Source organism: Pseudomonas sp. PWP3-1b2 (genome assembly GCF_049896045.1).
In the GTDB taxonomy this organism is placed as follows: domain Bacteria; phylum Pseudomonadota; class Gammaproteobacteria; order Pseudomonadales; family Pseudomonadaceae; genus Aquipseudomonas; species Aquipseudomonas antarctica_B.
On the sequence record NZ_JAFCTN010000017.1, the window covers coordinates 57,909 to 71,254 of the forward strand.

Genomic DNA, 13,346 nt, shown 5'->3' on the forward strand with positions numbered 1-13,346 from the left:
CAGCTCCCACAGGGGAATGCATTCCAAGTGTGGGAGCTGGCTTGCCTGCGATAGCGGTAGTCGCCCTACAGCGATCTACCGGGTCTGCAACGACTCCAGCAACTTCACCGTTGGATACCCATCCGCTGGCCAGCCCAGCGATTGCTGCGCCGCACGAATCGCCTTACGCGTATTCGCTCCGATAATCCCATCCGGGTTACCCGCGTCATAGCCCTTGGCAGTGAGCGCTGTTTGCAGGTCCATGCGCTGCGAACGACTCAGCGGCAGCTCATCCTTTGGCCAATTGCCACGGATTACCCCGCCCCCGCCAAACCGTTCAGACAACAGGCCCACGGCCAGTGCGTAGGACGACGAATTGTTGTATTTGAGAATCGCGCGGAAGTTATCCAGCACCAGGAACGCCGGGCCACGGTAACCGGCCGGCAGCAGCAGGGCGGCAGACAGCTGGTCGACATTCGCCGGCATGCTCGCGCCAGGCGGCAGTTGGATCCCCAGCCTGAGCCACTCGGCAACGGTTTTGCGGGTGCCGCCGTCGGCCAGGGCGTAATCGAAATTCGCCGGCAGTTGCTGCACTTCAAAACCCCACGGTTGGCCTTTCTGCCAGCCGGAGCTTTGCAGGTAGTGCGCCGTGGAGGCGAGGGCGTCGGCCGGGCTGTTCCAGATGTCACGGCGACCGTCGCCATCAAAGTCGACGGCGTGGGTGTTGTAAGTGGTCGGGATAAATTGGGTCTGGCCCATGGCACCGGCCCAGGAGCCTTTCATCTGATCGGCCTGGATGTCGCCATGCTGGATGATCTGCAGCGCAGCCAGCAGTTGCGCTTGGGCGAACGCCGGGCGACGGCCTTCGTAGGCCAGGGTCGCCAGGGAGCGGATCACCGAGTTATTACCCTGGAACTGGCCAAAGTTGCTTTCCATGCCCCACACCGAGACCAGCGCCTGGCGATCAACGCCATAGCGTTGCTCGATGCTTTGCAGGATGTCGGCGTATTTGACGAGCAGGGCCTGGCCGTTACGCACGCGCACCGGCGACAGGGCGCCGTCGAGGTATTCCCACACTGGGCGGGAAAACTCCGGCTGGCTGCGGTCGGCGCGAATCACCGCCATGTCGGGGGTGACGTTGGCAAAGGCGTTATCGAAGACGGCAGCAGTAATACCGGCCTTCAGGGCGTCCACACGAAAGCCCGCCTGCCATTCGGCAAAGGTCTGGGTCGGTTGGATATCAAGGTTGTCCACCGCCAGGGGCGCGACCACAGCAGGCGCGACGGCCGGTACGGTCTGCAGTTTTGGCAGGGGTTGCGCGTCCGCGGCGGTAGGTTTCTCCGCGCAGGCGACAAGCAGAATGAGGCTGGAGGCAGCGATCAATTGGCGAAGGTGCCAACGACGGGAAAGACTAGAGGGCATGCACAGGTCCAGGGATTACAAATCAGATGCAGACCTTATCATGCCGGAGGGGCGCTTGCCTTCAGGCAGCCAGAAAGTAAGAAGCCTCCCAGCTATTAGACTGGAAGGCTTCGCGGCGGTAGCTGCCTTTGCCCTTGCCGGCGCGTTCCTGACGGCTGCGGAACAGTGGCTGGGCGATGATGGATTTGGCCTTGTTGGGGCCATGCCTGGATGGCTTTTTGCTCATGATGGTTACTCTCGATAGGTGGGGTGGAGCGGTGCAAATCATCTGCCGAAGTGGTGCGGCTGTAAAGCCCGGCGATGTGTAGGCACTTTCACCAAATCAAGTGGGCGCGCATAAGACTGTGGGAGCTGGCTTGCCTGCGATAGCATCGCCTCGGTGCGCCAGATGCACCGAGGTGCCAGCATCGCAGGCAAGCCAGCTCCCACATGCGAGTTGTGGTGGTTTTGAACGTGGGGTTATTCGGCGGGGAGTGTCAGGCGCTGGCCAGCCATCAGCAGTGACAACCGACTCAAGCTCATCCACGGCGAGCCAGCGGCCTGGCCCTTGATCTGCGCGTCGATACGCTGCGCCTCCAACAGAAGCTGCGCCCAGCGTTGCGCCGAGTGCCGTTGCAGGGCTTTGCTCATCAGCGGTTTGCGTTTGTCCCACACCGGCGGCCGGGCCTGGCTGAAGGCTTTGTCGAGTGGGATGCCCTGGCTGTATTGCAGGGAAATATTGGCCAGTACCCGCAACTCGCGGGCCAGCGCCCACAGAATCACCGGTGGCTCGACGCCTTCGCCGCGCAGCCCTTCGAGCATGCGCAGGGCGTGGGCGGGTTCGCCGTTGAGAATTGCATCCACCAGCCCGAACACGTCAAAACGCGCACTGTCAGCCACGGCGCCTTGCACGGTTTCGACGGTGATCTGGCCGTCTTCGGCCATCAGCTTGAGCTTTTCGATCTCCTGGGCGGCGGCAAGCAAGTTGCCTTCCACCCGTGCGGCGATCAGTTCCACCGCGTCTTGCGTCGCCGACAGCCCCGATTGAGACAACCGCTGACGAATCCACTGTGGCAGCTGGTTACTGTCCACTGGCCAGATCTGGATGAACTGAGTGTGCGGCCCTTCGACCAGCGCCTTGCCCCACTTGGTTTTCTGCGCGCTGCCGTCGAGCTTGGGCAGGCTGATCAGCAACACCGTGTCTTCAGCAGGCCGCGAGCAGTATTCCATCAAGGCCGCCGCGCCCTTGTCACCGGGCTTGCCCGAAGGCAGGCGCAGCTCCAGCAGGCGTTTCTCGGCGAACAGCGACATGCTTGCGCCGGCTTGCAGCAGCGTTCCCCAGTCGAAACTGGCGTCGGCGCTGAACACCTGGCGCTCGTCAAAGCCCTGCTGGCGCACGGCGTTGCGGATGGCATCTGCGGCTTCCTGGCACAGCAGCGGATCATCACCGCTGACGATATAGACAGGCGCGAGGCCACCTTGCAGGTGTTTGGCGAGTTGGGCGGGGGCGAGTTTCATAGGCGGGTCGAACGGGGCGCCTGGGGCGCCCCGTCTGGCTTACTCGACTGGAACTTCTGCAGGCGATTGTTTCGGCGTGTTGTCTTCGTACTCTTGCGCGGCTTTCAGAGCGTCGGCGTCAGCCTTGGCCTTGTTGTCGGCGGTCTGTTGCAGGGCTGCGAGTTTTTCCGGGTTCAGCTGCTGCAAACGGACCATCAAGCGCTGGATCAGCTCACGACGCATTTCCTTGCGAACCTGAATGATTTCCGAGTCAGAACCCACCAGGTTGTTACCGTCGTGGCTCACAACCTTCTGCACTTCGATCTTGTCACCCATCAATGGCAACTGGTCGCGGCCACGCAGTTCGTAGACCACCTTCGTGTTCAGCTCGATGTCCGACGCACGGCCGGCACTGGCGTAGCTGAGGTTACGCTGGGTCTCTTGCTCGTCCACCAGGGCCAGTTTGTAGGTTGCGCCGGTGTAAACGCGCACACCGCTGTTTTCCAGAGTCTGGCGCAGCTGCACCACGGTCTCGCCATAGGCGTTGCGGGCGCTGACGTCGAGTTCCTTGATGGACAGCTCATTGGTGCCGGTGCCGCGCAGCTGGAAGCCGCAGGCGCTCAGCAGCACGGCAAGGCCCATCACCAGCAAATTGCGTTTGATCATTTTGTTGCTCCCCTTGAAACCATGTCGGCCTTATCGAGGCCCTGAAGGTTTTGTTCGGCGCAGGGCTCAAGCCCTGCGCCCGATCCGATTAGCTTGCGACGATGTTGACCAGTTTGCCGGGCACCACGATCACTTTGCGGATCGTCAGGCCTTCGGTAAAACGCAGCACGTTCTCGTTGACGCGTGCAGCGGCTTCAACGTCTTCACGGCTGGCGCTGGCCGGCATGTCGATTTGGCCACGCAGTTTGCCGTTGACCTGAATCACCAGTTGCAGCGTGTCCTGTATCAGGGCGCTGTCATCCTGAACCGGCCAGCGCGCGTCGATGACGGCGCCGCTGTGGCCCAGGCGGTTCCAGAGTTCGTGGCTGATGTGCGGCGTGATCGGGGCCAGGAGCAAGGTGACTGTTTCCAGGCCTTCGTGTATCAGCGCGCGGTCTTGTTCTGTGGCGTTTGGCGCTTTCTCCAGCACGTTCATCAGCGTCATCACCTGGGCGATGGCGGTGTTGAATTTGTGGTTCTGGCCAACGTCCTGGCTCGCCTGGCGAATGGCCAGGTGAGTGCTGCGGCGAATGGCTTTCTGTTCGTCGCTCAAGCCGGCCACGTCCAGTTTGCCCGGCAGACCCTGGCTGACATGGGCGTGAGCCAGGCGCCAGACGCGCTTGAGGAAGCGGTGCGAGCCTTCAACGCCGGAGTCGGACCATTCGGCGCTCATGTCAGGCGGCGAGGCGAACATCATGAACAGGCGGCAGGTGTCGGCGCCGAACTGATCGATCATCGACTGAGGGTCGACGCCGTTGTTCTTCGACTTGGCCATCTTCTCGGTGCCACCGATTTCCACCGGCAGGCCGTCGGCGATCAGTTTGGCGCTGATGACCTTGGCTTTGCTGTCACGCTCAAGCTCGACGTCCGCCGGGTTGAACCAGGTGTAAGCGCCATTGGCTTCACGGCGATAGTAAGTCTCGGCGACGACCATGCCCTGGGTCAGCAGGTTCTTGAACGGCTCGTCGGAGCTCACCAAACCTTCGTCACGCATGAGCTTGTGGAAGAAGCGCGCGTAGAGCAGGTGAAGAATCGCGTGTTCAATGCCGCCGATGTACTGATCCACCGGCAACCAGTGGTCAGCTGCGGATTTCTCGACCAGGCCACCCTCGTAATGCGGCGAGGCGTAGCGGGCGTAATACCACGACGACTCGACGAATGTGTCCATGGTGTCGGTTTCACGCTTGGCAGGCGCGCCACATTTCGGGCAACTGCACTCGTAGAACTCGGGCATGCGCGCCAATGGCGAACCGGCGCCGTCCGGCACCACGTTTTCCGGCAGGACGACCGGCAACTGGTCTTCCGGCACCGGCACGTCACCGCAGGTTTGGCAGTGGATAATCGGGATCGGGCAACCCCAATAGCGCTGGCGGCTGATGCCCCAGTCGCGCAGGCGGAACTGGGTACGCGAAGCACCGAGGTTTTTCTTGATCAGTGCGACTTCGATCGCGTCAAAGGCACCGGCAAAGTCCAGGCCGTCAAACTCGCCGGAGTTGATCAGTTCGCCGTGCTCGCCGTAGGCGTCCTGCCACGGGGCCGGGTTGGTGTCACCGGCGCTGGTACGCACTACCGATTTGATCGGCAGGCTGTATTTGGTGGCGAATTCGAAGTCGCGCTCGTCGTGAGCGGGCACAGCCATGACTGCGCCATCGCCGTAGTGCATCAGCACGTAGTTGGCGACCCATACCGGCAACTTCTCGCCAGTCAGCGGGTGCTCGACGAACAAACCGGTCGGCAGGCCTTTTTTCTCTTGAGTGGCGACGTCGGCTTCGGCCACGCTGCCGCCTTTGCATTCGGCGATGAACGCCTGCAGCTCAGGGTTGTTCTGTGCGGCCTTCGTGGCCAGCGGGTGTTCGGCGGCCACGGCGACGTAGGTCGCGCCCATCAAGGTGTCTGGACGGGTGGTGAAGACTTTCAGTGCGCCCGCTTCGCCGATGGAATCGACGTTGTACGGGAACTGCACTTCCATGCCCTTGGATTTGCCGATCCAGTTGCGCTGCATGGTCTTGACCTGTTCAGGCCAGCCCGGCAGGTCGTCGAGGCTCGACAGCAGCTCATCGGCGTAGGAGGTGATTTTGAAGTAGTACATCGGGATTTCGCGCTTTTCGATCAGCGCGCCGGAGCGCCATCCGCGACCGTCAATGACCTGCTCGTTGGCCAGAACGGTCTGGTCAATCGGGTCCCAGTTCACGGTGCCGCTCTTTTTGTAGATCACACCTTTTTCGAACAGGCGAGTGAACAGCCATTGTTCCCAGCGGTAGTAATCCGGCTTGCAGGTGGTGACCTCGCGGGACCAGTCCACCGCCAGGCCCAGGCTGCGCAGCTGGGTCTTCATGTAGGCGATGTTTTCGTAGGTCCACTTGGCGGGGGCCACGTTGTTTTTCATCGCGGCGTTTTCCGCCGGCATGCCGAAGGCGTCCCAACCCATAGGTTGCAGGACATTTTTGCCGAGCATGCGCTGGTAGCGGGAAATCACGTCGCCGATGGTGTAGTTACGCACGTGCCCCATGTGTAGCTTGCCGCTGGGGTAAGGGAACATCGATAGGCAATAGAAAGTCTCCTTGCCTGGCTGTTCACTGACTTCAAAGGACTTTTGCTCGTCCCAGAACGACTGAGCGGCATTTTCTATTTCACGGGGCTGATATTGTTCGTGCATGGCTACTTTTGAACTGAATAGGGGTGGCCTAATCCTCTTCGGTGCAACGTTCAGGTTCATCGACACCAAAAAGCGGCGCGTCCGTGCCCAAACCCTGCGGGAAGTGGAGTTACAGGAAGCGCCGTAGCATACATGACCCCACTCTATCGAGGGAAACCCTGATTACGCAGGCAGGGCCGTCTGTCGCGGCGCCAGGCGCGCGCAGCCATGGGGACTACGCTGTTTAGTGGGGAGTGAGTCTTATCTTCAATGAGGTGAGGGATGGCTGAATCGCAGCGAACTTTAACGAAACCACAATTGTACGAAGGACTGATCGACCGTTTGGGTCGTGCATTGGATGCAGTAAAAACCGCAGACCACTTGCGAGATGAGCGGCCTGTGGAGCTGGAGTTGCGAGGCTTGAGCCAGGCAGAACTTGAATTGATCCAGCGCTACCTGGAGTTGAATCACCACCGCGCCTCTCAAGGGCAGGCCTCCCCGCCCGCCCAGGGGCCTTCGCGTTCGGCAGAGGTTATCTGGCTGAAGGACGTGGCAGCCGGTCGCGGCCCCGAAAAGCGTCGGGTCGTACGGTGCAAGTGACACACAGCGTCATCCGTTCGCGTTCTTGAAAAGGCGCCTGTAAAGATTGTCGCAAAACCCTGTTGCATCTAGGCTTCGGGCATCTATGGAGATGCCCGATGCCTTTTCGTTATTTCATTAAACAATTGCTCTTGCCGCCCGGCATTTTCTTGCTGCTGCTCGCCCTTGCCTGGTGGTTGCGTAAAAGCCGCCCTCGCGTGGCCGGGCTTTGCTTTGCCGCGGGGTTGGGCGGCATGTGGTTGATCAGCCTGCCAGTGGCGGTGCAGTGGGGCGCGTACGCGCTGGAAACCGAGCCTCCATTGGCCCGTGAAGAGTGGGCCACGCTGGCGCAACGAGCCGATGCGATTGTGGTGTTGGGCTCAGGGCGCGAACGCGGTGACCCTGCGTGGGGGACTGACCAACCCACCGGCGTTGGGCTGGAGCGCCAGCGCTATGCCGCGCGACTGGCCAAGGCGTCCGGGTTACCGGTGTTGACCAGCGGCGGCTTGCACTACGGTACGCCCCCGAGTGAGGCGCAGCTGATGGCCGTGTCGATGCTGGATGATTTCGGCGTAACGGTGCGCTGGAAGGAAGAGCGCAGCCGTACCACTTGGGAAAACGCGCAGATGAGCGCCGAGATGTTGTTGCCGCAAGGGATCAAGCGCGTGGTGGTGGTGACCCAGGCCTGGCATATGCCGCGTGCGGTGTGGAGTTTTGAACAGGCCGGTTTTACCGTGGTGCCGGCGCCGGTGGGCTTTCTGGGCGTAGACAATGGCCGGCCGCTGGGCGGCTGGATGCCAGAGTTTGTGTCGGTGTGGCGCAGTGGGCAGTTGATCAACGAGGCGGTGGGGCAGGTGGGGTATCGGCTGTTTTATAGGTAACACCGCAAATCAAATGTGGGAGCGGGCTTGCTCGCGAATACGGTGCATCAGCTAGCGAACATGCTGACTGACACACCGCTTTCGCGAGCAAGCCCGCTCCCACATAAACCCATCCCACCTTGGTTTTGGAGTTTGGCGGTTAGACGGTTTTGGCCATGCGGCCCGCCAGCAGCGCCCAGCCAAACAACATCAGGCAAGCAATGATCAACGGCCACGAACGCCATTCCAGATACGGCGTCAGGTTGTGCATCGGCACGACCTCACCGTAGAGAATCCCGCGTTCGAACTGCGGAATCTGCTCGGTAATCTGCCCAAAGGGGTTGATCAGCCCGGTCACGCCATTGTTGGTCGCGCGGATCATCCAGCGGCCGGCCTCCAGCGCGCGCATCTGCGCCATTTGCAGGTGTTGCAGCGGGCCGATCGAGCGGCCGAACCAGGTGTCGTTACTGATCGTCAGCAGCAAATCGCTCTGTGCCGACAGGCCTGCAGCGAATTCCGGATACACCACTTCATAGCAAATGAACGGCGCAATCTGATAGCCCTTGGCCTGCAGCATTGCCTGGTCGGCAGGGCCGCGGGCGAAGTCCGACATCGGCAGGTCGAAGAAGGCGATCAAACCGCGCAGCATGTCTTGCAGCGGCACGTATTCGCCAAATGGCACCAGTTTCTGCTTCAGGTAAGTGCCTTCGCCTTCGCCCAGCACCGTAATGCCGTTGAAGAAGCGTTTCTGGTGATGCACTTCCTGACGGATCGGCACGCCGGTAATCAGCGCGCTGTGCCGGTCGGCGGCAAACTTGCTCATCATGCCCAGGTAGCCCTCAACGGACTCCTTAAGCACCGGCACGGCTGTTTCCGGCCATACCAGCAGGTCGACTCGCTTGGAGCTGAAACTCATGTCGCGGTACAGCGCGAGCTGCGCGTTGAGCTGTTCCGGGTCCCACTTCATGCTCTGTTCGACGTTGCCCTGAATCGCGGCGACGGTCAGTGGCGGGCCGGACGGCGTGGTCCAGGCGTGATGCTTGAGCGCCAAACCAATCGCCCAAGGCGCTACCAACAGCACCAGGCCCGCACCGATAAAGCCGTTGCGTTTACTCGCCAGCAGGCGCGGCAGGTTGCACAACACCGCAGCCGTCAGCGCCAGGGCGAAGGAAATGAGCCACATCCCGCCCAATGGCGCGAGGCCGGTGAGGGGGCCGTCGAGTTGGCTGTAACCGGAGTAAAGCCAGGGGAAACCGGTGAGGAACCAGCCGCGAAAGGCTTCCTGGCCGACCCACAACGCCGCGAACGTCAAGGCATCGGCCAGCGGCGCCTCATTGCGTCGCAGCCAGCGCGCCCATAGCCAGGCGGGCAGGGCGAAGAACAGCGCAATCGCGGCGGTAAACAGCAGCATCAGGAACCCCGCCAGCAGCACCGAAGCGCCGCCGAAGTGGTGAATGCTGTAGTAGATCCAGCTGGTGCCGGCGCCAAACAGGCCAAAACCGAAACACCAGCCACGGCCCAGGGCCTGACGTGGGCTCAATTCGCGCAGCCCGATGTAGAAAAGCCCGACCGCCACCAGTGCAAACGGCCACAAATCGAACGGCGCCAGCGCCAGGGTAGTGATGGCGCCGGCCACCACGGCCAGCAAATTACCGGGCCAGCCGGGAGCAATGAGACGGCGCATGTCAGTCCTTAGCGGGCAATAGGTGTCAGGCGAATCAAGTGAATACGGCGGCTGTCAGCATTCAGGATGCGGAAGCGGTACGCGCCAATCTCGGTGGTCTCGTTACGTTTGGGCAGGTGCCCAAATGCACTCATCACCAAACCGCCGACGGTGTCGAACTCGTCGTCGGAGAATTCGCTGTCGAAGAACTCGTTGAAGTTCTCGATCGGCGTCAGCGCTTTCACCAGGAAGTCACCGCTTGGCAGTGGCTTGATGTAGCTGTCTTCTTCAACGTCGTGTTCGTCTTCGATGTCGCCGACGATCTGTTCCAGCACGTCTTCGATGGTCACAAGACCGGCCACGCCGCCGTATTCGTCGATCACAATGGCCATGTGATTGTGGTTGGCGCGAAACTCGCGCAGCAGCACATTCAGGCGCTTGGATTCAGGCACAAAGGTCGCAGGGCGCAACAAGTCCTTGATATTGAAGTTGTCGCCGTTCTCTTTGAGGATCAGCGGCAACAGGTCCTTGGCCAACAGGACACCCATGACGTCGTCATGGCTTTCACCGATCACCGGGTAGCGCGAGTGCGCCGAGTCGATCACGGCCGGGAGGAATTCCCGTGGGGTCTGGGTCGCCTTGATGCTGATCATCTGCGAACGCGGGACCATGATGTCCCGGACTTGCAGGTCAGCCACCTGAATGGCGCCCTCGACAATGGCCAGCGCTTCGCTGTCCAGCAACTTGTTTTGATGGGCCTCGCGCAGCAGCTCAAGCAGCTCCTGGCGGTTTTTCGGCTCGTGGGCAAAAGCCTGGGTCAGTTTACCCAGCCATGACTTCTGCCCGTTGCTCGATCGGTCTTCGCTCATAGCGATTACTCTAAATCCTTTATTGTGTCAGTTGAGTGTTGATCAGTTTTCGTCATCTGCATAAGGGTCAGGGTGACCCAATTCAGCAAGCAACGTTTGTTCCAGTGTTTCCATTTCCCAGGCTTCGTCATCGTCTATATGGTCGTAACCCAAGAGATGCAAGCAGCCGTGGATGACTAGATGGGCCCAATGGGCCTCAAGTTCCTTGCCTTGTTCCTTTGCTTCACGTTCCACCACCGGGACGCAGATCACCAGGTCGCCCAGCAACGGGATATCCAGTAACTCATCCGGTACGTCGGCAGGGAAGGACAGCACGTTGGTCGCGTAGTCCTTTTGGCGCCAGGTGTGATTCAGTTCACGGCCTTCGGGCTCATCGACCAGGCGAATGGTCAATTCCGAGTCGGCGGTGCGCTGGCGCAAGGCCAGGGCGCACCATTGACGGAACTGTTCTTCACTGGGGGCGGGCGCTTCGGTGGCCAGCTGCAGGTCTAGCTCAAGCATTGTGGCGGGCGTCCTTGGACAAACCGTCGTCACGGTGCTCGAAGCGCTCGTAGGCTTCGACAATGCGCTGCACCAGCGGGTGGCGAACCACGTCCTTGGGCGAGAAGTGCGTGAAACTGATGCCCGGCACGTCCTTGAGCACTTCAATCACATGGCTCAAGCCCGACTTGGTGCCCTTGGGCAGGTCAACCTGGGTGATGTCGCCGGTGATAATGGCCGTGGAGCCAAACCCGATGCGGGTCAGGAACATCTTCATCTGCTCCACGGTAGTGTTCTGGCTTTCGTCGAGGATGATGAAGCTGTTGCTCAAGGTGCGGCCGCGCATATAGGCCAGCGGGGCGATTTCGATCACCTGACGCTCAATCAGCTTGGCCACGTATTCAAAGCCAAGCATCTCGTAAAGCGCGTCGTAGAGCGGACGCAGGTACGGGTCGATCTTCTGGGCGAGGTCGCCGGGCAGGAAGCCGAGCTTTTCGCCCGCTTCAACCGCCGGGCGCACCAGCAGGATACGCCGCACTTGCTCGCGCTCAAGGGCATCCACTGCGCAGGCCACGGCCAGGTAGGTCTTGCCGGTACCGGCGGGGCCGATGCCGAAATTGATATCGTTACCCAGGATTGCCTTGACGTACTTCTGCTGATTCAAGCCCTTTGGGCGAATCATGCCTTTTTTGGTACGCAGGGCCACGCTGGCTTCGGCGACAGGGTTGTTGGCCAAGTCTTCCACAGCCGACTCCTGCAAATACAGGTGCACGGTTTCTGGCGACAGCTCGCTACCCTTGGTTTCGCGGTAGAGGCGGCGCAGCAGGTTTTCTGCCGATTTAGTGTCTTGGGCTTCACCGATGAGCTCGAACTGATTGCCGCGGTTGCGGATCTCGATGCCCAGGCGTTGTTCGATCAAGCGCAGGTGCTCGTCGAACTGTCCGCACAGGTTGGCGAAACGGCGAGCCTCAAAGGGCTCGAGGAGAAAACGATGGGGTTCTACGATGGGTGCGTTCAAGGTCGCTTTTAGCCGCCCTTTGGCAGTTGAGGTGAAAGAGAGGATAACGCCAGCCGCCTGTGTGCGAAAGCACTTATATAGGCCGTGCTCGCTCTCAAGAACTACGAAGATCCACTGTGGGAGCTGGCTTGCCTGCGATGGGGACGGCACATCCAAAAGAGATGTGTCTTGTTACACCGCTATCGCAGGCAAGCCAGCTCCCACATTTGAACTTCATTTGTACTGAAATCAGTTAACCAGCGAGCCGCGCAGCGAGTGCGGTTGCGCCGCATCGATGTGCACGTCGGCAAACTGCCCGATCAGTATGGGCGTGTCGCAGCGGAAGTTGACGATGCGGTTGTTCTCGGTGCGGCCTTGCAGCTCGCCAGGGTCCTTTTTCGAATAATCGGTAACCAGAATCCGCTGGATCGAGCCGACCATCTGTCGGCTGATCTCGAACCCTTGCTGATTCAGGCGGTGCTGCAGCGCGTTCAGCCGTTCTTTTTTCAGCGCTTCCGGGGTCTCGTCCGCCAAATCGGCAGCGGGCGTGCCTGGGCGTTGGCTGTAGACGAAGGAGTAGGAGAAGTCGAAGCCGACGTCTTCGATCAGCTTCATGGTCTGCTCGAAATCTTTCTCGGTCTCGCCAGGGAAGCCGACGATAAAGTCCGAGCTGATGCAGATACCCGGCACCGCCGCGCGCAATTTGCGCAGTTTGGATTTGTACTCCAGGGCCGTGTGGTTGCGCTTCATCGCCGACAGAATGCGGTCTGAGCCCGATTGCACCGGCAAGTGCAGGTGTTTGACCAGCTCCGGCACATCGGCATGGGCCTGGATCAGGCTGTCGGAAAACTCCAGCGGGTGCGACGTGGTGTAGCGAATGCGCTCGATACCGTCCACCGCCGCCACGACGCGGATCAGCTCTGCCAGGTCGGCCAGGCGGCCGTCTTCGGTCTGGCCGCGATAGCCGTTGACGTTCTGGCCCAGCAAGGTCACTTCGCGCACGCCGTTTTCGGCCAAATGGATAATTTCTGCCATCACGTCATCAAACGGCCGGCTGACTTCTTCACCCCGGGTATAAGGCACGACGCAGAAGGTGCAGTACTTGCTGCAACCTTCCATCACCGACACATAGGCGCTCGGCCCGTCGATGCGCGGCTCGGGCAAATGGTCGAATTTTTCGATTTCCGGGAACGAGACGTCCACTTGCGGCAATTTGGTAACGCGCGCGGCGTCGATCATTTCCGGCAGGCGGTGCAGGGTTTGCGGGCCGAAGACCACATCGACATACGGCGCGCGGTCGCGGATCGCGGCGCCTTCCTGGCTGGCCACGCAACCGCCGACGGCGATCACCATGTCCGGGTTGGCCAGTTTCAGTTCACGCCAGCGGCCCAGCTGGGAGTACACACGGTCCTGGGCCCGCTCGCGGATCGAGCAGGTATTGAGCAGGATCACGTCGGCATCTTCGGCGCGGGCGGTAACTTCCAGGGCCTGATGTTCGCCCAGCAGATCGACCATGCGCGAGCTGTCGTACTCGTTCATCTGGCAACCGTGGGTTTCGATGTAAAGCTTCTTGGCCATGGGAATCGTCAACTGGTGGTAAAGAACCGCGCATTATAGGGGGCATGCCCATTGGTTCCTAGCGTTGTGCATCGGGTGCCATGCTATAGTTCGCGCCCTCTTT

12 protein-coding genes are annotated in these 13,346 nt (G+C 60.7%); 2 read left to right on the plus strand and 10 right to left on the minus strand.

Annotated elements, in window-relative coordinates; translation table 11 throughout:
- Window positions 1-75 precede the first annotated feature (75 nt).
- From ACP7A2_RS13415 to leuS, 5 genes are all read right to left on the minus strand, one after another.
- Window positions 76-1,401 carry a lytic murein transglycosylase gene (locus ACP7A2_RS13415; protein WP_426134573.1) on the minus strand — a complete coding sequence of 442 codons (1,326 nt, stop codon included), beginning with the start codon at window positions 1,399-1,401 and terminating at the stop codon, window positions 76-78.
- 61 nt (window positions 1,402-1,462) lie between these two features.
- A complete protein-coding gene (arfA, locus tag ACP7A2_RS13420) occupies window positions 1,463-1,627 on the minus strand; it encodes an alternative ribosome rescue factor ArfA (protein ID WP_065908951.1) in 165 nt (54 codons plus the stop codon).
- A gap of 233 nt (window positions 1,628-1,860) precedes the next feature.
- A complete protein-coding gene (gene holA, locus ACP7A2_RS13425) occupies window positions 1,861-2,898 on the minus strand; it encodes a DNA polymerase III subunit delta (RefSeq protein ID WP_426134574.1) in 1,038 nt (345 codons plus the stop codon).
- A 39-nt stretch (window positions 2,899-2,937) separates the two neighbouring features.
- Complete coding sequence (lptE, locus tag ACP7A2_RS13430; RefSeq protein ID WP_348060004.1) at window positions 2,938-3,543, minus strand: LPS assembly lipoprotein LptE; 606 nt, start codon at window positions 3,541-3,543, stop codon at window positions 2,938-2,940.
- A gap of 88 nt (window positions 3,544-3,631) precedes the next feature.
- Complete coding sequence (gene leuS, locus ACP7A2_RS13435; RefSeq protein ID WP_426134575.1) at window positions 3,632-6,238, minus strand: leucine--tRNA ligase; 2,607 nt, start codon at window positions 6,236-6,238, stop codon at window positions 3,632-3,634.
- A gap of 261 nt (window positions 6,239-6,499) precedes the next feature.
- Here leuS and ACP7A2_RS13440 point away from each other — a divergent pair, with 261 nt between their 5' ends.
- Both ACP7A2_RS13440 and ACP7A2_RS13445 read left to right on the plus strand, forming a co-directional pair.
- A complete protein-coding gene (locus ACP7A2_RS13440) occupies window positions 6,500-6,817 on the plus strand; it encodes a hypothetical protein (RefSeq protein WP_426134576.1) in 318 nt (105 codons plus the stop codon).
- A gap of 98 nt (window positions 6,818-6,915) precedes the next feature.
- Window positions 6,916-7,677 carry a YdcF family protein gene (locus ACP7A2_RS13445; RefSeq protein ID WP_426134577.1) on the plus strand — a complete coding sequence of 254 codons (762 nt, stop codon included), beginning with the start codon at window positions 6,916-6,918 and terminating at the stop codon, window positions 7,675-7,677.
- Between the two features lie 139 nt (window positions 7,678-7,816).
- Here ACP7A2_RS13445 and lnt read toward each other — a convergent pair whose 3' ends face one another.
- The 5 genes from lnt to miaB all read right to left on the minus strand — a co-directional run bounded on the left by lnt (window position 7,817) and on the right by miaB (window position 13,243).
- Complete coding sequence (lnt, locus tag ACP7A2_RS13450; RefSeq protein ID WP_426134578.1) at window positions 7,817-9,340, minus strand: apolipoprotein N-acyltransferase; 1,524 nt, start codon at window positions 9,338-9,340, stop codon at window positions 7,817-7,819.
- An 8-nt stretch (window positions 9,341-9,348) separates the two neighbouring features.
- A complete protein-coding gene (locus tag ACP7A2_RS13455; RefSeq protein WP_015373027.1) occupies window positions 9,349-10,188 on the minus strand; it encodes an HlyC/CorC family transporter in 840 nt (279 codons plus the stop codon).
- A gap of 42 nt (window positions 10,189-10,230) precedes the next feature.
- Window positions 10,231-10,689, minus strand: a complete 459-nt coding sequence (gene ybeY, locus ACP7A2_RS13460; protein ID WP_426134579.1) for an rRNA maturation RNase YbeY — start codon at window positions 10,687-10,689, stop codon at window positions 10,231-10,233.
- Window positions 10,682-11,686, minus strand: coding sequence for a PhoH family protein (locus ACP7A2_RS13465; protein ID WP_348059995.1), 1,005 nt, complete (start codon window positions 11,684-11,686; stop codon window positions 10,682-10,684). The genes ybeY and ACP7A2_RS13465 overlap by 8 nt, the downstream gene beginning before the upstream one ends.
- A gap of 228 nt (window positions 11,687-11,914) precedes the next feature.
- Complete coding sequence (gene miaB, locus ACP7A2_RS13470) at window positions 11,915-13,243, minus strand: tRNA (N6-isopentenyl adenosine(37)-C2)-methylthiotransferase MiaB (RefSeq protein ID WP_426134580.1); 1,329 nt, start codon at window positions 13,241-13,243, stop codon at window positions 11,915-11,917.
- Window positions 13,244-13,346 lie beyond the last annotated feature (103 nt).

What these genes read in the sequence shown, in the direction of transcription:
- ACP7A2_RS13415 (WP_426134573.1), bottom strand. Translation starts at nt 1,401, where the DNA reads ATGCCCTCTAGTCTTTCCCGTCGTTGGCACCTTCGCCAATTGATCGCT.
- arfA (WP_065908951.1), bottom strand. Translation starts at nt 1,627, where the DNA reads ATGAGCAAAAAGCCATCCAGGCATGGCCCCAACAAGGCCAAATCCATC.
- holA (WP_426134574.1), bottom strand. Translation starts at nt 2,898, where the DNA reads ATGAAACTCGCCCCCGCCCAACTCGCCAAACACCTGCAAGGTGGCCTC.
- lptE (WP_348060004.1), bottom strand. Translation starts at nt 3,543, where the DNA reads ATGATCAAACGCAATTTGCTGGTGATGGGCCTTGCCGTGCTGCTGAGC.
- leuS (WP_426134575.1), bottom strand. Translation starts at nt 6,238, where the DNA reads ATGCACGAACAATATCAGCCCCGTGAAATAGAAAATGCCGCTCAGTCG.
- ACP7A2_RS13440 (WP_426134576.1), top strand. Translation starts at nt 6,500, where the DNA reads ATGGCTGAATCGCAGCGAACTTTAACGAAACCACAATTGTACGAAGGA.
- ACP7A2_RS13445 (WP_426134577.1), top strand. Translation starts at nt 6,916, where the DNA reads ATGCCTTTTCGTTATTTCATTAAACAATTGCTCTTGCCGCCCGGCATT.
- lnt (WP_426134578.1), bottom strand. Translation starts at nt 9,340, where the DNA reads ATGCGCCGTCTCATTGCTCCCGGCTGGCCCGGTAATTTGCTGGCCGTG.
- ACP7A2_RS13455 (WP_015373027.1), bottom strand. Translation starts at nt 10,188, where the DNA reads ATGAGCGAAGACCGATCGAGCAACGGGCAGAAGTCATGGCTGGGTAAA.
- ybeY (WP_426134579.1), bottom strand. Translation starts at nt 10,689, where the DNA reads ATGCTTGAGCTAGACCTGCAGCTGGCCACCGAAGCGCCCGCCCCCAGT.
- miaB (WP_426134580.1), bottom strand. Translation starts at nt 13,243, where the DNA reads ATGGCCAAGAAGCTTTACATCGAAACCCACGGTTGCCAGATGAACGAG.